General features: G+C 71.6%; 16 protein-coding genes. 12 read left to right on the forward strand and 4 right to left on the reverse strand.

The window, feature by feature from the left end:
- Positions 1-19 precede the first annotated feature (19 nt).
- Positions 20-574 carry a cysteine dioxygenase gene (locus ACZ69I_RS36495; RefSeq protein ID WP_470836795.1) on the reverse strand — a complete coding sequence of 185 codons (555 nt, stop codon included), beginning with the start codon at positions 572-574 and terminating at the stop codon, positions 20-22.
- A 628-nt stretch (positions 575-1,202) separates the two neighbouring features.
- Between ACZ69I_RS36495 and ACZ69I_RS36500 the strand changes: the two genes are divergently transcribed.
- From ACZ69I_RS36500 to ACZ69I_RS36510, 3 genes are all read left to right on the forward strand, one after another.
- Positions 1,203-1,466 (forward strand): WhiB family transcriptional regulator, encoded by a 264-nt coding sequence (locus ACZ69I_RS36500; RefSeq protein WP_016642094.1) that lies wholly within the window; start codon positions 1,203-1,205, stop codon positions 1,464-1,466.
- A 292-nt stretch (positions 1,467-1,758) separates the two neighbouring features.
- On the forward strand, positions 1,759-5,472 hold the full coding sequence (locus tag ACZ69I_RS36505; RefSeq protein WP_470836797.1) for a glycosyltransferase: 3,714 nt from the start codon (positions 1,759-1,761) through the stop codon (positions 5,470-5,472).
- Positions 5,469-6,956 (forward strand): DUF5719 family protein, encoded by a 1,488-nt coding sequence (locus ACZ69I_RS36510; protein WP_470836798.1) that lies wholly within the window; start codon positions 5,469-5,471, stop codon positions 6,954-6,956. The genes ACZ69I_RS36505 and ACZ69I_RS36510 overlap by 4 nt, the downstream gene beginning before the upstream one ends.
- A 67-nt stretch (positions 6,957-7,023) precedes the next feature.
- Here the strand turns inward: ACZ69I_RS36510 and ACZ69I_RS36515 are convergent, their stop codons facing one another.
- A complete protein-coding gene (locus tag ACZ69I_RS36515) occupies positions 7,024-7,476 on the reverse strand; it encodes a metallopeptidase family protein (protein WP_467672079.1) in 453 nt (150 codons plus the stop codon).
- A gap of 262 nt (positions 7,477-7,738) precedes the next feature.
- On the opposite strand from ACZ69I_RS36515, the gene ACZ69I_RS36520 reads away from it, so the two are divergent.
- From ACZ69I_RS36520 to ACZ69I_RS36545, 6 genes are all read left to right on the forward strand, one after another.
- A complete protein-coding gene (locus ACZ69I_RS36520) occupies positions 7,739-8,164 on the forward strand; it encodes a DUF3499 domain-containing protein (RefSeq protein ID WP_389723449.1) in 426 nt (141 codons plus the stop codon).
- Between the two features lie 171 nt (positions 8,165-8,335).
- Positions 8,336-9,700 (forward strand): phosphomannomutase/phosphoglucomutase, encoded by a 1,365-nt coding sequence (locus ACZ69I_RS36525; protein WP_467672077.1) that lies wholly within the window; start codon positions 8,336-8,338, stop codon positions 9,698-9,700.
- 200 nt (positions 9,701-9,900) lie between these two features.
- Positions 9,901-10,077: a Trm112 family protein gene (locus tag ACZ69I_RS36530; RefSeq protein WP_467672075.1), complete on the forward strand. Its 177-nt coding sequence runs from the start codon at positions 9,901-9,903 to the stop codon at positions 10,075-10,077.
- Between the two features lie 51 nt (positions 10,078-10,128).
- The gene (locus ACZ69I_RS36535; protein WP_470836800.1) at positions 10,129-11,328 is read left to right on the forward strand and encodes an SIS domain-containing protein; all 1,200 of its coding nucleotides are present in this window, start codon (positions 10,129-10,131) and stop codon (positions 11,326-11,328) included.
- Positions 11,329-11,383: 55 nt separating this feature from the next.
- Complete coding sequence (manA, locus tag ACZ69I_RS36540; RefSeq protein WP_470836801.1) at positions 11,384-12,535, forward strand: mannose-6-phosphate isomerase, class I; 1,152 nt, start codon at positions 11,384-11,386, stop codon at positions 12,533-12,535.
- A 111-nt stretch (positions 12,536-12,646) separates the two neighbouring features.
- Entirely contained in the window at positions 12,647-13,606 is a 960-nt protein-coding gene (locus ACZ69I_RS36545) for a cation diffusion facilitator family transporter (protein WP_470836802.1), read from the forward strand.
- An 80-nt stretch (positions 13,607-13,686) separates the two neighbouring features.
- Here ACZ69I_RS36545 and ACZ69I_RS36550 read toward each other — a convergent pair whose 3' ends face one another.
- Positions 13,687-15,774 (reverse strand): fructose-specific PTS transporter subunit EIIC, encoded by a 2,088-nt coding sequence (locus ACZ69I_RS36550; RefSeq protein WP_470836803.1) that lies wholly within the window; start codon positions 15,772-15,774, stop codon positions 13,687-13,689.
- Positions 15,775-16,132: 358 nt separating this feature from the next.
- Here ACZ69I_RS36550 and ahcY point away from each other — a divergent pair, with 358 nt between their 5' ends.
- Positions 16,133-17,587: an adenosylhomocysteinase gene (gene ahcY / locus ACZ69I_RS36555; protein ID WP_470836805.1), complete on the forward strand. Its 1,455-nt coding sequence runs from the start codon at positions 16,133-16,135 to the stop codon at positions 17,585-17,587.
- 566 nt (positions 17,588-18,153) lie between these two features.
- Entirely contained in the window at positions 18,154-18,768 is a 615-nt protein-coding gene (locus ACZ69I_RS36560) for a hypothetical protein (RefSeq protein ID WP_470836807.1), read from the forward strand.
- A 44-nt stretch (positions 18,769-18,812) separates the two neighbouring features.
- Here ACZ69I_RS36560 and ACZ69I_RS36565 read toward each other — a convergent pair whose 3' ends face one another.
- Complete coding sequence (locus ACZ69I_RS36565) at positions 18,813-19,775, reverse strand: RDD family protein (RefSeq protein WP_470836808.1); 963 nt, start codon at positions 19,773-19,775, stop codon at positions 18,813-18,815.
- Between the two features lie 88 nt (positions 19,776-19,863).
- Here ACZ69I_RS36565 and ACZ69I_RS36570 point away from each other — a divergent pair, with 88 nt between their 5' ends.
- A complete protein-coding gene (locus ACZ69I_RS36570; RefSeq protein ID WP_470836810.1) occupies positions 19,864-20,871 on the forward strand; it encodes a stage II sporulation protein M in 1,008 nt (335 codons plus the stop codon).
- Positions 20,872-21,231: the final 360 nt, after the last annotated feature.

Genomic DNA, 21,231 nt, shown 5'->3' on the forward strand with positions numbered 1-21,231 from the left:
AGGCGGATACGACAGTGCGTCAGGCGGTTACGACATCCTCCGCGCTGCCCGGTGCGACGGCCGCGGCGCAGCGGGCGGCGTGCATCGGCATCTCGGTCAGGCCGGGGTAGTAGATGTGCAGGCTGACGGCCGGTTCGAGGGAGTCGTTGACGACCTCGTGGACGTAGCCCGGCGCGAAGACGCGCTGCGCGCCCGCGCGCAGCGCCCGTGTGCCCCGTCCGGTGTGCTCGGTCAGCTCGCCCTGGAGGAGGGTGAGGATGCCGCTGGAGCGCCCGTGGTCGTGTCGGCCGCTGCCCTGTCCGGGCACCCAGGAGAGCAGCCACACCTCGTAGCCGAGAGGGGCCTCCCCTGCTCGAGCGGGGCCGAGAGCTTGGGGAACGGTGCGCAGGCGGTGGTACCACCGGCTCGTGGCGTCGTACTGGACGAGGTGCGCCCACTGGGAGCGGTCGGCGGCGAGGGTGCGGGCGAGGCCGACGAACTCGGCCACGGTGGCGGGGTGCTCGCGGGCGGGCTGCAGGAGGTGCGGTACTTCGAGAAGGTCGCCGGCGATCTGGAGGTCACTGTCGCTGTTCATCGTGCGGTGGTTCCTCAACGTAAGAGTGCTGGGGTGTCGCGAAGGAAGGTGGAGCGCAGAGAAAGTGCGGAGAAGGGTGGAGCGCAGAGAGTGCGGAGAAGCGCTCGACAGCTGGATCTCATCAACAGCTGGAGCAGGAACAGCGACAGCGCGCGTGGGCAGCACCGATGGACCCGCTGGTGCGGGTCATCGAAAGAGCCATGTTCGCGAGCATGCCCACCAGGACACCGGTCATGCACCTTCTATGTCAACTCGGTGTCCACTATGCGGGATATGTTTCACCTCATCCGGTTGTTCTCTCAGGCGAAAGGTTTGTGCACCCGACTCACGGGACACATGGCGCAGCAACCGGCACTCAAACGTCAACGTCCTCACTGGTGAGACCTTGCGAGGTCCCCCGGTGGCGAACGTTCTGTGGGGCGTCGGACAGGCCATCGACGCTGTCATGGTTTATGCCGATTTGAACACTTTCCGCATACCCTTGGTTCCGCAGAGTGAATAAGGGGCCCAATAGCAGATCTCGGCTTGACTGGCCCGGATCGGCACACTTGTAATTTCACTCGTGTCGTTCAGTCGAAATCGGTAACGGCAGCACCACGGGGACGCACAAGACAGACGAGGGGCGCACATGACCGAGCTGGTTCAGGAACTGCTGGTCGAGGACGCGGACGAGGAACTCGGCTGGCAGGAGCGCGCGCTGTGCGCCCAGACCGACCCCGAGTCCTTCTTCCCCGAGAAGGGCGGCTCCACGCGCGAGGCCAAGAAGGTCTGCCTCGCCTGCGAAGTCCGTTCCGAATGCCTCGAGTACGCACTCGCCAACGACGAGAGATTCGGTATCTGGGGCGGCCTGTCGGAGCGCGAACGGCGCCGGCTGAAGAAGGCCGCGGTCTGAGCACAGGCGGTACAGGCGCTCATCCCCGCGTACGGGAACACCGCGGTGCGCGCGGGCAGTACGAAGGAAGCACGTGAAGGAAGCAGGACCCGACGGCGCGTGCCGCCCGATCAATTCGGCACACAACTCCCCCGACCACTGCTCGGCGAACGGCCCGTCACCCGTGGGTTATCCACAGGCGGCGGGCCGTCCTGGTGCCAGCCGTTAGTGTGGGGCCCCGTCCGAGACGCCCCGGCGCCCCCGCAGGGCGCAGGCGTCCACCGCAGTCCATCGAACCGGGGCCCGTACCTCGATGTCCGTGCACAGCCATTCGGCAGCCAGTCACCACGACGCTGCCGCTCCCGAGTTCCCGCGGCACGTCGTGACCGCCGTCCTCGTCACCCACGACGGCGCCCGCTGGCTGCCCGACGCCCTGGCCGGGCTCCTCGGCCAGGAGCGCCCCGTGCAGAACGCGGTGGCCGCGGACACCGGCAGCGCGGACGACTCCGCCCGCCTGGTCACCGAGGCCCTCGGCGCCGACCGCGTGCTGCACCTCGCCCGCCGCTCCGGCTTCGGCACCGCCGTCGACGAGGCCGTCCGCACCGCCGAGGTGCTCACCCCGGAAGAACTCCCGTACCTCAAGCGCCCCAGCGGCTGGGACCCGGTCAGCCGGTCCTGGCGCGACGACGCGTACGACCTGCCCGATCTGCCGCACGGCGAGCCCGTCCAGTGGCTCTGGCTGCTGCACGACGACTGCGCGCCGGACCCCGACGCCCTCACCGAACTGCTCCGCGTCGTCGAGAACGAACACGAGCTCGGCAAGGACGTCGCCGTCGTCGGCCCCAAGCTCCGCGGCTGGTACGACCGCAGGCAGCTCCTGGAGGTCGGCGTCTCCATCGCCAACAGCGGCCGCCGCTGGACCGGCCTGGACCGGCGCGAACAGGACCAGGGCCAGCACGACCACGTACGGCCCGTGCTCTCCGTGTCCACCGCGGGCATGCTCATCCGCCGCGACGTCTACGAACAGCTCGGCGGCTTCGACCGCCACCTGCCGCTGATGCGCGACGACGTCGACCTGTGCTGGCGCGCGCACGCCGCGGGCCACCGCGTCCTCGTCGCCCCCGACGCCGTCGTCCGGCACGCCGAGGCCTCCTCGCGCGAGCGCCGCGCCGTCGACTGCGTCGGCCGTACGGCGACGTCGCCGCACCGCGTGGACAAGGCCGGCGCCGCCTACACCCTGCTCGTCAACGCCCGCGGCGCCGTGCTGCCCTGGGTCCTCTTCCGCATCGTCGTCGGCACCCTGCTGCGCACCGTCGCCTACCTCGTGGGCAAGGCGCCCGGACAGGCCGTCGACGAGATCGCCGGACTCCTGACGACCGTGCTGCGCCCCGGACGGATCCTCGCCGCCCGCAAGACGCGCGGGAAGTCCGCACTCGACGCGGGCGAGCTGCGGGCGCTCTTCCCGCCGCCCGGCGCCACCGTGCGCGCCACCGTCGAGCAGGCCGCGGGCGGACTCGTCGGCCGCGCCGACGCCGAGGCCCCCTCGGGGGCCGGACGGCACGGCACCGTCGAGTCCGGACCCGGCGGCGACGACGCCGACTTCCTGGAGATCGAGCAGTTCGCCCGCATCAAGCGCATCGCCCGCAAACCGGGACCGGTGCTCTTCGTCGTACTCCTCTTCGCGTCCCTCATCGCCTGCCGTGCCCTGCTCGGCACCGGTGCCCTCGCGGGCGGCGCGCTGCTGCCCGCGCCCGCCGACTCCTCCGGCCTCTGGGACCGCTACCTGGACGGCTGGCACCCCGTCGGCACCGGCGGCACCCAGGGCGCGCCGCCCTACCTCGCGCTCGTCGCCGCCCTGTCCACGCTGCTCTTCGGCTCCACCGGGCTCGCGGTCACCGTCCTCCTCGTCGGCTCCGTGCCGCTGGCCGGCTTCGCCGCGTACTTCGCCTCCCGCCCGCTGGTCACCTCGCGCCTGCTGCGCGCGTGGGCCTCGGTCGCGTACGCCTTCCTGCCCGCCGCCACCGGCGCGCTCGCGGGCGGCCGCATCGGCACCGCGGCCCTCGCCGTCCTGCTGCCGCTCATCGCGCGCGCGGGCGTCGCGGCGAGCGGCCTGGCCACCGCGCGGGGCACCCGCGGCACCTGGCGCGCCACCTGGGCGTACGCGCTGCTGCTGACCCTCGCCACCGCCTTCACCCCCATCGTCTGGCCGATCGCCCTGGTGCTCGGCCTCGCCCTCCTCGTGGTGCGCCGCGGCGACATCACCGCCTACGGCCTGCGCTTCCTGGCCGCGCTCGGTACGCCGCTGCTCGTCCTCGCGCCGTGGTCCCTGACCTTGCTGCCCTTCGGCTTCTTCCAGGAAGCGGGCCTGGAGTTCGGCTCCGACTCCGCCTCCGCCCTCGACCTGCTCGGCGCCAGCCCCGGCGGCCCCGGCACCGTCCACGGCCTCCTGCTCATCGGCATCGTCCTCGCCGCGCTCGGCGCCCTGCTGCGCAGCGAGCGGCAGCGGGCGGTGCGCACGGCATGGGCGGCCGCCCTGGTCTCGCTGGTCTTCGCCGTCCTGTCGAACGGCTCGGCCTGGGCAGGCCCCGCCACCCTCGGCTACGGCATCGCGCTCCTGGCCGCCGCGGCGCTCGGCGCCGACGGGGCCCGCGCGCGAGTGGCCGAGCAGAGCTTCGGCTGGCGTCAGCCGGTGGCCGCGCTCATCGCGTTCGCCGCTGCCGCGGGGCCGCTGCTCGTCGCCGTCGGATGGATGCTCGGCGGCGCCGACGGCCCTCTGGAGCGGCGCGATCCCGTGCAGGTGCCCGCCTTCGTCGCGGAGGAGAGCGGCACGCAGGACCAGGCCCGCACCCTGGTCCTCGACAGCGAGGCGGCCGCCAAGGTCTCCTACACGCTGGTACGGGGCTCCGGCGGCCGGCTCGGCGACGCGGAACTCGCGGCGGCGGCCGCGGACGACGAGCGGCTCGACAAGATCGTCGCCCACCTGGTCGCCGGCTCAGGCGCCGACCAGGCCGACCAACTGGGCGGCTTCGCGGTGCGCTACGTCCTCGTACGCGAGGGCGCCCCCCGCCAGATGAGCCGCACCCTGGACGCCACCCCGGGCCTGACCCGGCTCAGCCAGGAGGACGGCAGCGCCCTGTGGCGCGTGGACCGGCAGGTGGCGCGTGCCGCCGTCGTCCCCAAGAGCGGCGATCCCGAACCCGTCGCGGCCGGACCCGTGGAACTGCACACGAAGATCGACTCCGGGGAGGAGGGCCGCGTCCTGCGGCTCGCCGACTCGGCCGACCCCGGCTGGACGGCGACCCTCGACGGCCACCCGCTGCCCCGCACCACCGTGGACGGCTGGGCGCAGGGCTTCGAACTGCCCACCGCGGGCGGCCGCCTGGACGTCACCTTCGACGCCCCGCTGACCCACACGGCCTGGCTCTGGGCGCAGGGCGCGCTCGCCGTCGTCCTCGTGGTGCTCGCCCTGCCGGGCCGCCGCCGCGACGTCGACGACGACCTCCCCGAGGAGCCCGTCGTCCCGGTCCAGGCGGTCGAGGGCGAGGGCCGCAGGGCGCGCAGGCTGCGGGCCCAGAGCGAACAGGCCGCACAGGACACGGGCCAGGACGTGGCCCCTCCTCCTTCGGAGGAGGCCTTCGCCGCCGTGCCCCACCAGCAGGCGCAGTCCCACGAGGAGTGGGAGGCCCCCGCCCACGCGGGCGCCGAGCACGGCACGTACGGGCAGCAGTACCAGGGCGGCCAGTACCCGGCCGGATCCTACGAGCAGCAGCCGTACCAGCAGGACGCCTACCAGGGCGGCCAGTACGACCCGTACGCGTCCTACGGAGGAGCGGGCGGCGGCTACGGAGGGGAGCAGTACGGGGGCGAGCGGTACGGAGACGACCAGCAGTACGGGCAGTCCTATGACGCCTCCTATGACGCCTCGTACGACGCCTCCTACGACCAGCAGCAGCCTCCGATGCCGCCGCCGCCCCCGCAGCCGCCCCACGGCACCGACAGCGAGCGCCCCGACGGGAGCCAGCAGTGAACCGCACCACCCAGTCCCTGATCGCCGTGGTCGTCGCGCTCGGCGCCGTCACCGGTTTCGCCGCGTTCAGCGGCCCCGAGGCCACCGACGGCGGCGCGAAGACGGCGGCGCGGCAGCCCGTCGAGCGCAGCAGCCTGCTCTGCCCGGTGCCCAGTGGCTCCGACCTCGCCGAGACCTCGTACACCGCGTTCACGCCCAAGGGCAGCGGCGGCGGGGCGGGTGGCAAGGCCGAACTGCTGCCCGTCACCAAGGCGCTGACGGACGCGCCCAAGGACGACGGCAAGAAGACCAAGCCCTTCCTCACCCAGAAGGCGCCGGGCCAGCCGGTCGCGGGGGAGGAGTCCGGCGCCGAGGCGCCCGCGCTCATCGGCACGGCCGACGGCACGCTGGCCCCCGGCTGGACCGTGCAGCAGACCACCACGTACGCGGCGGGCAGCGGCCGCGGCATGCACGGCGCCAACTGCACGGCGCCCGACACGGACTTCTGGTTCCCGGGCGCCAGCACCGCCAAGGGCCGCAGCGACTACATCCACCTGACGAACCCGGACGACTCCGCCGCCGTCGTCGACGTGGAGCTCTTCGGGCCGGAGGGCGAAGTCACCTCCCAGGTGGGCGACTCGATCCAGGTGCAGCCGCACTCCAGCGTCCCGGTGCTGCTGTCCACGCTCGCGGACAAGCAGTACACGAACCTCACGATGCACGTGATCGCGCGCAGTGGCCGGGTCGCGGCCGCCGTGCAGTCCTCCGACGAGAAGCTGGGCGGCGACTGGCTGCCCGCCGCCGCCGACCCCGCGGACCGCCTCGTCCTGCCCGGCATCCCGAAAGACGCCACCTCGGTGCGCCTGGTCGCCTACGCGCCCGGTGCCGACGACGCGGACCTGAAGGTCCAACTGGCCTCGGCCACCGGCACGATCACTCCGGCCGGGCATGAGAACCTGCACGTCAAGGCGGGTATGACGGCCGCCGTCGACCTCGGCGACGTCACCAAGGGCGAGGCCGGTTCCCTGCTCCTGACGCCGACCGACACGTCGGTGCCCGTGGTGGCGGCGCTGCGCGTCACGCGCGGCAAGGGCGGCAAGCAGGAGACGGCGTTCATCCCGGCGACGGAACCGGTGGGCACGCGCGCGACGGTCGCCGACAACCGCGCCAAGGGTTCCACGCTCTCGCTGGTCGCCCCGGGCAAGTCGGCGACGGTGAAGGTCACGGCGTCGGCCGGCACCGAGGGCGGCTCGCCCGCCTCGAAGACGTACACGGTCAGGGGCGGCACGACCCTCGCGGTCGACCACCCCCCGGTGCCCGCCGGGCTCAAGGGCTCCTACGCCCTCACGGTGGAGTCGGTGTCGGGCGGCGCGGTTCACGCGTCGCGGATGCTGTCGGCTCCGGAGGAGGGCATCCCGATGTTCACCGTCCAGACGCTGCCGGACGACCGGGGGACGGTCGCGGTGCCGGAGGCCGAACGGGATCTGACGGTGCTGCAGAAGTGACGGCGAACCCGTACCGGTGACGGCGGGGCGGCGAGGGCTGCAAAGACAGGCCCTCAGTGACAGGCTCTCAGTCCTCGTCGCCGTAGCGCGGATCGACCGACTCGGGGGAGAGCCCGAGCAGTTCGGCGACCTGCTCGACGACCACCTCGTGGACGAGTGCCGCGCGCTCCTCGCGCCCCTTGGTGCGGATCTCCACCGGACGCCGGTAGATGATGACGCGGGCGGGCTTGCCCTCGGCCGCCGTCAGCGTGCCGCCCAGCGGCACCACCTCGTCGACCCACTCACCGTCGGGGCGTCCGAGGGGCGGCACCTCGAGGACCAGGAACTCGATGTCCGCGAGCTGCGGCCAGCGCCGCTCCAGGCGCTCCACGGAGTCCTGCACGAGGTCGGTGAAGGCCTCGCCGCGGCTCGCGGAGAGCGGGACCTGGGGCGGCGCCACGGGCCCGCGCATGCCCCTGCCGTGGCGGTCGCGGCGGCGGGGCCTCGGGTCTGCGGAACGGGGCTGTACGGGGTCGTCCATCACTGACGAAGAGTAGTCCCCGAGATCGCCCTTTCCGTGTGGGGCGGAGCATGTCGCTTCCTGACCGTTCCGGCCGGTCTTGGACTCGATTCCGTATCTCTCCAGGACCGTCGAGCGCGCGCCAAATGACGTGATCCGAACCATGTGGTGACCGGATTCAATACCGTGCACCCCTGTGGTCACTGGTGTCTGTGCAGGTCAACGAGGTGCCTGCGGGGCAGGGTGGCGTGAGGGGCACGGCACGACACGGTGGAGTGACCTCGTGGAGAGTCGTCGCGGCCCGCTCAAGAGTGCGGTACCGTCCAACGCTGTGAGCCCTGTACGTCGCTGTTCGCGCACCGCTTGCGGCCGTCCCGCCGTCGCGACGCTGACGTACGTCTACGCCGACTCGACCGCGGTCCTCGGCCCCCTCGCCACCTACGCCGAACCCCACTGCTACGACCTGTGCGCCCAGCACTCCGAGCGCCTCACCGCGCCCCGCGGCTGGGACGTCGTGCGGCTCGCCGACGCGTCGGGTCCTGCCCGTCCCTCCGGCGACGATCTCGAAGCGCTCGCCAACGCCGTGCGCGAGGCGGCCCGCCCGCAGGAGCGCACCGCCGAGGCCGGCGGGGGAGGCGCGCGCAGGGCCGACCCGATGGAGGTCGCACGCCGCGGCCACCTCCGGGTGCTGCGGTCCCCGGACTCCTGAACCGAACCGCGCCTCCTGCCATGAGCCCACGGCCGCCGCGGCCCCGGAAGGGCCGGCGCCCGTGCCCGGCCTGCGACCGGTGCCAGCGGGTAGTTTTGAGCTGACCACGGAGGGCCCTCGCAGGGCTCTCGGTACTCGCTGAACTCGCAGCACCTGCAGAGAGGGTTGGCCGTGACTGCTGATCTGTCCCAGATCGTGAAGGCGTACGACGTCCGCGGGGTGGTCCCCGACCAGTGGGACGAGTCGCTCGCCGAGCTCTTCGGAGCGGCGTTCGCACAGGTCACGTCGGCGCGGGCGATCGTCGTCGGGCACGACATGCGCCCCTCGTCGCCGGGCCTCTCCCGGGCCTTCGGACGTGGCGCGGCCGCACGCGGCGTGGACGTCACCGAGATCGGGCTCTGCTCGACGGACCAGCTGTACTACGCCTCGGGGGCGCTGGACCTGCCGGGCGCCATGTTCACGGCGTCGCACAACCCCGCCCAGTACAACGGCATCAAGATGTGCCGCGCGGGCGCCGCCCCCGTCGGCCAGGACACCGGCCTCGCGGAGATCCGCGCCCTCGTCGAGGGCTGGCTGCGCACCGGCGCCCCCGAGCCCGCCGCGACCACCGGCACCCTGACCACGCACGAGACCCTCACCGAGTACGCCGCCCACCTGCGCGGCCTGGTCGACCTCACCGCCATCCGCCCGCTCAAGGTCGTGGTGGACGCGGGCAACGGCATGGGCGGCCACACCGTTCCCACCGTCTTCGACGGCCTGCCCCTCGAACTCGTGCCGATGTACTTCGAGCTGGACGGCACCTTCCCCCACCACGAGGCCAACCCCCTCGACCCGGCCAACATCGTGGACCTGCAGCGACGGGTCCGCGAGGAGGGCGCCGACCTCGGCATCGCCTTCGACGGCGACGCGGACCGCTGCTTCGTCGTCGACGAGAACGGCGACCCGGTCTCCCCGTCGGCCATCACCGCACTGGTCGCCTCCCGCGAGCTGGCCAAGCACGGCGGCAAGGGCACGGTCATCCACAACCTCATCACCTCCTGGTCGGTCCCGGAGGTCGTCAAGGAGAACGGCGGCACGCCCGTGCGCACGCGCGTGGGCCACTCCTTCATCAAGGCGGAGATGGCCAGGACCGGCGCCATCTTCGGCGGCGAGCACTCCGCGCACTACTACTTCAAGGACTTCTGGAACGCGGACACGGGCATGCTCGCCGCCCTCCACGTCCTCGCGGCCCTCGGCGGCCAGGACGGCCCGCTCTCCGGACTCGTCGCGCAGTACGACCGCTACGCCGGATCCGGCGAGATCAACTCCACGGTCGACGACCAGACCGCCCGCCTCGCCGCGATCAAAACGGCGTACGAGGGCCAGGACGGCGTCACCCTGGACGAGCTCGACGGCCTCACCGTGACCGCCGCCGACTGGTGGTTCAACGTCCGCGCGTCGAACACGGAGCCCCTCCTGCGCCTGAACGCGGAGGCCCGCGACGAGGCGACCATGGCCAAGGTGCGCGACGAGGCGCTGGCGATCATCCGCGGCTGACCCCGCCGGCCGTCCCCGGCCGATCCCGCGAGCACCGCGGAGGGGCCCGCCACCGGCCCCTCCGCACCCCCGCGCCCCGCCCCGCACGGAGGTAGGCTGACCAGGCCGCATCCTGCGCGGCAAAAGCCGCCGGGACACCGCGGCCACGCCGTCGCACCAGCTCGTGAACGCCATCACACCAGCCCGAAGGGACCCACCCCATGCCGCTCGAAGCCGGCCTCCTGGAGATCCTCGCCTGCCCGGCCTGCCACGCGCCCCTCAAGGAGACGGACACCGAGCTGATCTGCACGGCCGCCGCCAAGGAGTGCGGCCTCGCCTACCCGGTCCGCGACGGCATCCCCGTACTCCTGGTCGACGAGGCCCGCCGCCCCTCCTGAGAGCCAGGCACCCCGCAGGAAACCGCGCACGGCGATCGGAGACCTGACCCCATGCTCGACGAGTCGCTACTGGACGCCCCAGAGGCGCTGGCCCGCGCCGACCGCCGCGGACTCCTTCGCGGCGCGGCGGAGGCGGGCGCCCGCGTCCGCACCGCCGTCCGGCACGCCGCGGAGGCCGGACTGACGGAACTCAAGCCCGACGGACGGCCCCGCGCCGTCCTCATCGCGGGCCCGGGCACCGCGGCCACCTGCGTCGCCGACCTGCTCGACGGCCTCGCGGGCACCGGCTGCCCCGTCATCCGCCTCGCCCCCACCGGCGTGGCCCCCGCCGCGGGAGCCCTGCGCTGGGCGCTGCCCGGCTGGGTCGGCCCCGTCGACCTGCTGCTCATCGCCACCCCCGACGGCACCGAGCCCGGCCTCTCGCTCCTCGCCGAACAGGCCTACCGCCGCGGCTGCACGGTCGTCGCGGTGGCCCCCGCACGCACCCCGCTGACCGAGAGCGTGGAGGGCAGCCACGGCCTCACCGTCCCCATGGCCTGCTCGTCCTACGGCGCGTACGAGGGCGCACACGACCGGAGCGACCGCGCGTCCGCCTCGTACGAGGCACGCCGCGTCGAGGACGAGGCCGCGCCCGGCGCCCCCGGCACCCTGTGGGCCCTCCTCGTCCCGCTGCTCGTGCTCCTGGACCGCACCGGACTGCTCGCCGCCCCCGTCGACACCCTGCAGAAGGTCGCCGACCGCCTCGACCACGTCGCGGAACGCTGCGGTCCGGCCATCGCGACCTACAGCAACCCCGCCAAGACCCTCGCCGCCGAGCTCGCCGACGCCCTGCCGCTGATCTGGACCGAGGGCCGCTCCGCCGGGGTCGCGGGCCGCCGCTTCGCCGCCACCCTCGCCGAGCTCGCCGGGCACGCCGCGCTCGCCGCCGAGCTGCCCGAGGCGCTGCCCGCGCACGGCGCGCTCCTCGCCGGCAATCCGGCCGGCGGCGACGACACCGACGACTTCTTCCGCGACCGCGTCGACGACCCGGCCGCCCTTCGCGCGCGCGTGGTGCTGCTCCGCGACTCCCCGGTGGACGCCGGAGGCCTCACCGCGGCCCCCGCCGCCCGCGAGCTCGCCCACGGCCACGACGTCGCGATCAGCGAGCTGGAACCGGAGGACGGCGACGAACTGGAAGCCCTCGCCGAGCTGATCGCCGTCACGGATTTCGCCGCCGTTTACCTGGCGCTCGCCTCGGCGGACGGATCATGACCGCGCGCCAGTAACAGAAGCAGCAGCAGTAGCAGCAGCAAGGGAGAGCTCCTCCGTGGACCGCCTCAGCAACACCGTCCGCCCCTACGCCTGGGGTTCCACCACCGCCATCGCGGAGCTCGTCGGCGCCGAGCCGACCGGCGAGCCGCAGGCCGAGATGTGGATGGGCGCCCACCCGGGCGCACCCTCGCGCACCGGGCGCGGCGCGCTGAACGAGGTCATCGACGCGGACCCGGAGCGCGAACTCGGCACGGCGGCAACCGACAAGTTCGGCCCACGGCTGCCCTTCCTGCTCAAGATCCTCGCCGCCGGCGCCCCGCTCTCCCTCCAGGTCCACCCCGACCTCGCGCAGGCCAAGGAGGGGTACGCGGACGAGGAGCGCCGCGGCGTCCCGATCGACGCTCCGCACCGCAATTACAAGGACGCCAACCACAAGCCCGAACTGATCTGCGCCCTCACGCCGTTCGACGGACTCTGCGGCTTCCGCGCCCCCGCCGAGACCGCGGACCTGTTCGAGGCCCTGAACGTCGACTCCCTCAAGCCGTACGTCGACCTCCTTCGCGCCCAGCCCGAAGAGGCCGCCCTGCGCGAGGTCCTGACGGCCGTCCTGAGCGCCGACCCCGAGCAGATGGCCGAGACGGTCACCGAGGTCACCGCCGCCGCCCAGCGCCTCGGCGGCGCGTACGAGCCGTACGCGGGCATCGCCCACCACTACCCCGGCGACCCCGGCGTCATCGCGGCGATGCTCCTCAACCACGTCCGACTGCAGCCCGGCGAGGCCCTGTTCCTCGGCGCGGGCGTCCCGCACGCCTACCTCGACGGCCTCGGCGTCGAGATCATGGCCAACTCCGACAACGTCCTGCGCTGCGGCCTGACGCCGAAACACGTCGACGTCCCCGAACTCCTGCGCATCGTCCGCTTCGAGGCCACCGACCCCGGCGTCCTGCGCCCCGAGGCGTCCCCCGACGGCGAAGAGGTCTACGAGACCCCTATCGACGAGTTCCGCCTCTCCCGCTTCGTCCTGCCCGAGGGCGCCGCCCCGCACGACCTCACCGCCCCGACCCCGCAGATCCTGCTCTGCACGGCGGGCTCGGTCCGCGCGGGCGAACTGGCCCTGGCGCCCGGTCAGTCCGCATTCGTCCCGGCGGGGGAAAAGGCCGAAGTGTCCGGAACGGGCACGGTTTTCCGGGCCACTGTGGTGGCCTGACGCCCCAGTGCTCCCCCGTGCTGCAACAATGACCCACCGCAAAGGGCGGGCAAAGCACTGCCCGCCGGCGATGGCCGAGAACGTACGAAGGCGAAGGGACCCCGGGCACTCATGAGCGCGTCAGGCGGAACAAAGGCGATTGTCGCGGCACTCGGCGCGAACCTCGCGATCGCGGTGGCGAAATTCGTCGCGTTCATCTTCAGCGGCTCGTCCTCGATGCTCGCCGAGAGCGTCCACTCGCTCGCCGACTCCGGCAACCAGGGGCTGCTGCTCCTCGGCGGCAAGAAGGCCCAGCGCGAGGCGACCCCGCAACACCCCTTCGGCTACGGGCGAGAGCGCTACATCTACGCCTTCCTCGTCTCCATCGTCCTCTTCTCGGTCGGCGGCATGTTCGCGATCTACGAGGGCTACGAGAAGATCAAGCACCCGCACGAGCTGGAGCACTGGTACTGGCCCGTCGGGGTCCTGGTGTTCGCGATCATCGCGGAGGGCTTCTCCTTCCGGACCGCCATCAAGGAGTCCAACCAGACGCGCGGCAACCTCACCTGGGCGCAGTTCGTCCGCCGCGCCAAGGCTCCCGAGCTGCCCGTCGTCCTCCTGGAGGACCTCGGCGCACTCGTCGGCCTGATCCTCGCGCTCGGCGGCGTCGGCCTCGCCCTGGCCACCGGCGACGGCGTCTGGGACGGCGTCGGCACCCTCTGCATCGGCGTCCTGCTCATCCTCATCGCGATCGTCCTCGCCGCGGAGACCAAGTCCCTGCTGCTCGGCGAGGCCGCGGGCACCGAAGAGGTCAGGAAGATCGAGCAGGCCGTGGTCGACGGCGAGACGGTCACCAAGGTCATCCACATGCGCACGCTCCACCTCGGCCCCGAGGAGCTGCTCGTCGCCGCCAAGGTCGCCGTCCAGCACGACGACACGGCCGCCGAGGTCGCCTCCGCGATCAACGCCGCCGAGGAGCGCATCCGCGCCGCCGTCCCGATCGCCCGCGTGATCTACCTCGAACCGGACATCTTCAGCGAGTCCGCGGCCGCCGCGGGCACCAACCCGGCCAAGTCGCCCGGCGGCCACTGAGCCTGTCGCGTACGTACGAAGAGGGGCCCCGCACCGGTGTGGTGCGGGGCCCCTCTTCGTAAGCGGCCACGGAAGGCGGGCTACCGCACCTCGCGCAGCACGTCGAGGATCGCGGCGTTGTCCGGCGCGGACTCCAGGCGCTCACGGAAACCCGTGTCCATCAGCTTCCGCGACAGCAGCGCGAGGATGCGCAGGTGCTCGTCCCCGGCGGCCGCCTCCGGCACGGAGATCATGAAGATCAGCTTGGCCTTCGTACCGTCGAGCGCGCCCCACTCGATGCCCTCGGTCGACCGGGCGAACCCGACGAGCGGCGAGTCCACGGCGTCGGTCTTGGCGTGCGGGATGGCGATCTCCTCGCCGAGCCCGGTGGTGCCCTGTGCCTCGCGCCGCAGCGCGGTCCGCACCAGCTCCTCCACGTCGTTGACCTTGCCCGTGGTGGCGAGCAGCGCGGCCATCTCGCGGATCGCCGCCTCCTTGTCGGCTGCGGCCAGCCGCACCCGCACGGTCTGCCGGGTGAGGTACCCGGAGAGGACCTCACCGGGCTGCTCCGGCGCGGGGGAGGCCGCGGCGGGAGCCTTCGCCTCCTGCCGCGGCGACGCGGCGGCGACCGCCGCGCCACTCGCCGTCGCCCCGACCCCGGCGAGGACCGGCTCGGGCCCGGCGGCCCCACCGCGCGCGTCGACCGGCGGAACCCCACGCCGCCTGCGCTCGCTGAGGTCGACCAGGGTCACGGTCGTGAGCGCGGTGACGACCGAACCGATGGCGAGGGCCACGAAGAACATGGGCACGCCGCCGACGGCGCCGAGGACCGCGACGATCGGGCCGCCGTGCGGCACCGCGTCCTTCACGCTCGCCAGGCCGGCGATCGCACCGGCCACCGCGCCGCCGAGCATGTTGGCCGGGATGACCTGCGCGGGCCGCGCGGCCGCGAACGGGATCGCGCCCTCCGAGATCCCGAAGAAGCCCATGAACAACGACGCGAGCCCGGTCTCCCGTTCCTGCTCGGTGTAGAGCCGCTTGCGGAGCAGCGTCGCGAGCCCCTGCCCGAGCGGCATGACGGGAATGGCGGCGGCGCACATGCCCATGACGGTCTGGTTGCCGGTCGCGATGAGCCCGGCACCGAAGAGGAACGCCGTCTTGTTGACCGGACCGCCCATGTCGAACGCGATCATCAGCCCGAGGATCGCGCCGAGCAGGATCGCGCTGGTCCCGGTCATCCCGCTCAGCCAGCTCGTCAGATGCTCGAAGACCCATGAGATGGGCTTGCCGATGACGTAGATGAAGAACAGGCCGAGCGCGGACGTCGCGATGATGGGGATCACGATGATCGGCATGATCGGCTGGACGAACTTCGGGACCTTGACCTTCTTGATCCACAGCACCAGATATCCGGCGAGGAAGCCGGTGACGATGGCTCCGATGAAGCCCGCGCCCGCCTTGGAGTCGTACAGCTCACCGGTGTTGGCGATCCACCCGCCGATCATGCCGGGCACCAGCGCGGGCCGGTCCCCGATCGCGTACGCGATGTATCCCGACAGGATCGGCACCATCAGCGTGAACCCGATGGTGCCGATCTGATTGACGTGCATCCAGAACGAGTCGTCGGGGATGACGAGCCCGCCCTTGGGGTCGGTGTGCCCCCCGAGCGAGAGCGAGACGGCGATCAGCAGTCCGCCGACCACGACGAACGGGATCATGTACGAGACGCCGTTCATCAGCGCCTTGTACGCGACGCTCCGCTCCCGCCCGCCTCCGCCACCCCCGCCGCCGGACGGCTGCCCGGCGGAACCGCCGCCCGCGCCCCCGCCGTGCACGGGCGCGCTCCGCACCTGCTCGATCAGCTGCTCCGGGCGGCTGATGCCCTCGGACACGCCGACGGACAGGACCCGCTTACCGGCGAAGCGGCTGCGGTCCACGTCCTTGTCGGCTGCGATGATGATGCCGTCGGCTTCTCTGACATCGTTGTCAGAAAGAACGTTCTCGGCCCCGATGGAGCCCTGCGTCTCCACCTTCATGTCGATGCCGAGGCTCTCCGCCGCCTGCGAGAGCTTCTCGGCCGCCATGTACGTGTGAGCGATGCCGGTCGGACAGGCGGTCACGGCGAGCAGCTTCGGCCTGCGCTGCCCGCCGCCGGGCCCGTCTATGGGGGGATCGGCCGGACTGGTCACGTGGATCTCCTAACGCCTTTGCCGAACAAGATCGCGCAAATATTCCCGATCTCAAGGCATCCTGCAACACATAAGCCCAGGATCAAAAGCGCAAAGGTCCCATATCGTCCAGGTCTGGCGGCCTATCCGCCCGACATGGGGTGCCCGAAGGCGGGCTGGGGCTTACTGGGCCGATCGGTGTAGCTTGGGGACGAGCCAGACGTCGCTGCTGATGGCGGTCGGGCAGTCCATGCACGGACTGTCCGAGGGAGAGAGGGCCTCCGACGGACTGCGCTGCGCGCGTCCGTGTACCCGTGTGCCCGACGCCGCAGGTCAGCCATGTCCACCCTCGAACAATCCCACGAGGAGCAGCTCACTCATGACTCTCATCAACGGCCAGGACTTCAAGGTCGCCGATCTCTCGCTGGCCGCGTTCGGCCGCAAGGAGATCACCCTCGCCGAGCACGAGATGCCCGGTCTGATGGCGATCCGCACGGAGTTCGCCGCCGCGCAGCCGCTGGCCGGGGCCCGCATCATGGGCTCGCTGCACATGACGGTGCAGACGGCCGTCCTCATCGAGACCCTGGTCGCGCTGGGCGCGCAGGTCCGCTGGGTGTCCTGCAACATCTTCTCCACCCAGGACCACGCCGCCGCCGCCGTCGCGGTCGGCCCGCACGGCACCCCCGAGGACCCGCAGGGCATCCCCGTCTTCGCCTGGAAGGGCGAGACGCTCGAGGAGTACTGGTGGTGCACGGAGCAGGCGCTGACCTGGCCGAACACGCCCACCGGCGGCCCGAACATGATCCTGGACGACGGCGGTGACGCCACCCTCCTCGTACACAAGGGCGTGGAGTACGAGAAGGCCGGCAAGGTCCCCTCGGTGGACACCGCCGAGAACGACGAGCACCGCGTCATCCTCCAGCTGCTGAACCGCACGATCAGTGAGGGTTCGCAGAAGTGGACCCAGCTGGCCTCGGAGATCCGCGGGGTGACCGAGGAGACCACCACCGGCGTCCACCGTCTCTACGAGATGCACCGGGAGGGCACCCTCCTCTTCCCGGCGATCAACGTGAACGACGCCGTGACGAAGTCGAAGTTCGACAACAAGTACGGCTGCCGCCACTCTTTGATCGACGGCATCAACCGCGCCACCGACGTTCTGATCGGCGGCAAGACCGCCGTCGTCTGCGGATACGGCGACGTCGGCAAGGGCTGTGCCGAGTCGCTGCGCGGCCAGGGCGCCCGGGTGATCGTCACCGAGGTGGACCCGATCTGCGCGCTGCAGGCGGCGATGGACGGCTACCAGGTCACCACCCTGGACGAGGTCGTCGAGAGCGCGGACATCTTCGTCACCACGACGGGCAACAAGGACATCATCATGGCCGCGGACATGGCCCGGATGAAGCACCAGGCGATCGTGGGCAACATCGGTCACTTCGACAACGAGATCGACATGGCGGGGCTGGCGGCGACGCCGGGCATTGTCAAGGACGAGGTCAAGCCGCAGGTGCACACCTGGACTTACCCCGACGGCAAGGTCCTGATCGTGCTGTCCGAGGGCCGTCTGCTGAACCTGGGCAATGCGACGGGGCACCCCTCGTTCGTGATGTCGAACTCGTTCGCGGACCAGACGCTGGCGCAGATCGAGCTGTTCACCAAGCAGGAGCAGTACCCGACCGATGTGTATGTGCTGCCCAAGCACCTGGACGAGAAGGTCGCCCGTCTGCACCTGGACGCGCTCGGCGTGAAGCTGACCAGGCTGAGCCCCGAGCAGGCCGCCTACATCGGCGTCGACGTCGAGGGCCCCTTCAAGCCCGACCACTACCGCTACTGACACCGACGGCCAACCGGCCGCAGGTCAGCGCGACTTCAGCAGGCCCTCGCCCCCGCGGCGGGGGCCTGCCCCTTTGGACCGCAGGCACCCAGCGGACCCGCCACAGCCTGCGAGGCGCCCCGAAGGCCGAAGGACGGAGCCGAACTCCCGGGCAACACCACCGAAGTGAACCGCCCGAAGCGAACCGCCCGAAGCATCGGTGAGCGCACCCCGGAGAGACGCAGAGCGCAACGACGAGACGCACGGCGGAATCGGGCCGCGCGTCCCCCTCCGGAACCGACCCGCGTGTCCCCCTCCGGGACCGACCCGCACGACGCACTCCGGAACCAACCTGCATGACGCACTCGGGAACCAATCCGCACGACTCACTCCGGACCGGCGCACCCAACTTCAAAACCTGAGCGACTCACCCCGACCCGACCCGACCCGATCCGACCCGATCCGACACGGCCGCCCGCCCTCCCGGGGACGCGACACGGCTCCCCCCCCCGGGTAACTTGCGCGCCCAACTCCGAAACCGGCGAGACTCACCGCACGAACCCACCCGAGGACCAGGACCCAAGCCCATGCCCCGCGGCCGCTATTCGCTCCACGACACGCACGACCACACCCCCCTCGGTGAAGAACACTTCCACTGCGCCCCCGGCCCCTCCGGCTGGCGCTACGTCTCCCAACGGACCACCCCCTCAGGCACCCCCGCGGGCTCCGTCGACCTCGCACTCGACGACCGAGGCCGCCCCATCCGCCTCGAACTCCACGCGGGCGACTGGCAGGTCCGCGCCGGCGTCCTCAACGGTGTCACCTGGGTCCGCACCGACCCCACCGGCGCCCACGCCACCGAAGACAACGCCCCCGCACACGCCTTCACCGGCACGTCCCCCGCCTTCCTCATCGCGACGGCCCGACTCCTGCGCCTGACCCCCGCTTCCCCCGCGACCCGACTCCGCCTGGTCGCCTTCACGGACCCGGTCCTCGCCCCCCGCACTCTCGACCAGTCCTGGGCCCTGCTGAAAAGCGAAGCACACGCCACTGACAACGGCCCCCTGACCGTGGATGAATACCAGGTCACAGCCCTGGACACCGGCGAACAGCACACCGTCCACATCACCGGCGACGTGGTCCTCGCGGCCCCCGGCGTCGAGCTCGAACACCTCGAAACCCCACCGTCGGTCTTCACCTGACCTCTGGCCCCTGACCCGAACCGCCAGCCGCCAGCCGCTCCCGCTCAAGCCGGTGGCGCGAACCCCGTAGCCGGGGGAGAGGACTCACCTTCCAGTCCTGCGGACTGGGACTGGGATTCGGATTCGAGCTTGGACTCGGACTGGGGCTCACCGAACCCAGCCGAACAACCGCTGCCATCAGCGGCACCGGTATAAGCCTCGGTACCCCCGACCCCGGGATAAGCAGGGCGGCCCGAGCCTCCCCCGGACTCCGTCGCCGCCCCACCAAAAGCCCGCCGCGCGTCCCGAGCCTGCCGCTCGTGCACCACGGCAGCCAGGTACGCGGCCGGAGGCACCCCGTACGGCGCGGGCGCCCCGGTCCGTTCCACCAGATCACCGGCGAGCCGCTCAGCCATGGCCCAGCCCACCTGCGGATCCAGCTGCGCCATCCGCGTGAGGTACTGGCGAACAGCCAGCCAGAGCCCCTCGGGCACCCCCGACAGATCCAGTTCCGCGAACTGCCCGGCCAGCCAGGGCGGAGGCGGAGGAACGAACGCCGCCCGCCCGGTGGGCACCCGCTCACGCACGACCAGCGTCCCCGCGAACACGTCCCCGAGCCGCCGCCCACGCGCCGACACCAACGACGCGATACACGCCACGACCCCGAACGTCAGCAGAATCTCCACGACCCCGACGGCCCCTCGCACCAGCGCGTGCCGGAACCGGATCGGCCCCCCGTCGTCCCGCACCACCCGCAACCCGCACGCCAGCTTCCCGAGCGACCGCCCATGGCTGAGCGTCTCCACGGCGATGGGCCCACCGATCAGAATCAGTACGAAGGTGGCGACAGCGAGAGCCGCGGCGGCCGCGTCGTCCAACGAGGAGGTCGACGCGATGATCCCGAGGGTCACCACGAGATAGACGGTCCACGCAACGGCCATGTCGATCAGTACGGAAAGCGCCCGGCTCGGCAGCTTCGCGGGACGCAACTCCAGCGCCACCGCCTCACCCGTCACAAGCTCACTCACGCCCGCCGCCCTTCCCTGCCCTGCCGTAGGACTGGCCAGTCTGCCAAGCTGAGCAGTCACGCGCCGCAGTACGAGGAGCAGTCAACCGATGGACCTCGACGTCTTCGTGTCCGCCCACCGAGCCGAGTGGGACCGACTGGACGCCCTGCTGCGCCGCCGGCGCCACCTCACCGGCGCCGAGGCCGACGAACTCGTAGCTCTCTACCAACGCACCGCCACCCACCTCTCCCTGATCCAGTCCAGCGCACCGGACCCGCAGCTCACCGGCCGTCTTACGCACCTGGTGGCCCGCGCGCGCAGCGCCGTGACCGGCACCCGCCGCGCCTCCTGGCGCGACGTGACCCACTTCCTGACGCACGGCTTCCCCGCAGCGGTCTACCGATCCCGCCGCTGGTGGATCCCCACCGCCCTGCTCTCGACAATCCTGGCGGCGATCATCGGCGGATGGATCGCCACCCACCCCGAGGTCCAGTCCTCGATCGCGGCTCCCGGCGAACTGCGCGAGATGACCCGGCCAGGTGGCGAGTACGAGACGTACTACTCCAGCCACCCCGCGACCTCCTTCGCCGCCCAGGTCTGGACGAACAACGCACAAGCGGCCGCGATGTGCCTCGTCCTCGGCGCCTTCCTCTGCTTCCCCGTCCTCTGGATCCTCTTCCAGAACATGCTCAACCTCGGCGTCGGCATCGGCCTGATGTCCTCGGCCGGCCGCCTGGACACCTTCCTCGGCCTGGTCCTGCCCCACGGACTCCTGGAGCTGACCGCTGTCTTCGTGGCGGCGGGCACGGGCCTGCGCCTCGGCTGGACCGTCATCGACCCGGGCCCCCGCCCCCGTCGCACCGCCTTGGCGGAAGAAGGCCGCGCGGCTCTGGGCATGGCCATCGGCCTGGCCCTGGTCCTCTTCGTCTCGGGCGCCATCGAAGGCTTCGTCACCCCCTCGGGCCTCCCGACATGGGCCCGCATCGCCATCGGCGTCGGAGCCGAACTGACCTTCCTCGTGTACGTCTACGTCCTCGGCGGCAGAGCGGCCCGCGCAGGCGCCACGGGGGACGTTGACCAGCAGGAACGCAGTGCGTCGGTCCCTCTCGCAGCGTGATGTGCGTCCGACCCCGCCGACCTGCTAGTCTCCTTCTCGCCCCGGAAAAGCCGTTGACACGGAAGGACCGGGGAGGTAGATTCGAACAGTTGCCTAGAACTGGACATGTCCGGTGGCGACAGTTAATATCTCCCTGCTTCTCGAATTACATCAAGGCGAGAAGCCACCCCCGATCAATCGGAATCCGAAGCCGGTAAGTCCGGCCGAAAACTTCTGATAAAGTCGGAACCGCCGGAAAGGGAAACGCGAAAGCCGAAAGGCCGGGGCGGGAACCGGAAAGGCACCGAGGAAGTCGGACACGAAAGAGTCTGATAGAGTCGGAAACGCAAGAACGAAGAACAAAAAGAAACACCGAAGGGA

The organism is Streptomyces sp. NPDC036815 (assembly GCF_055609205.1).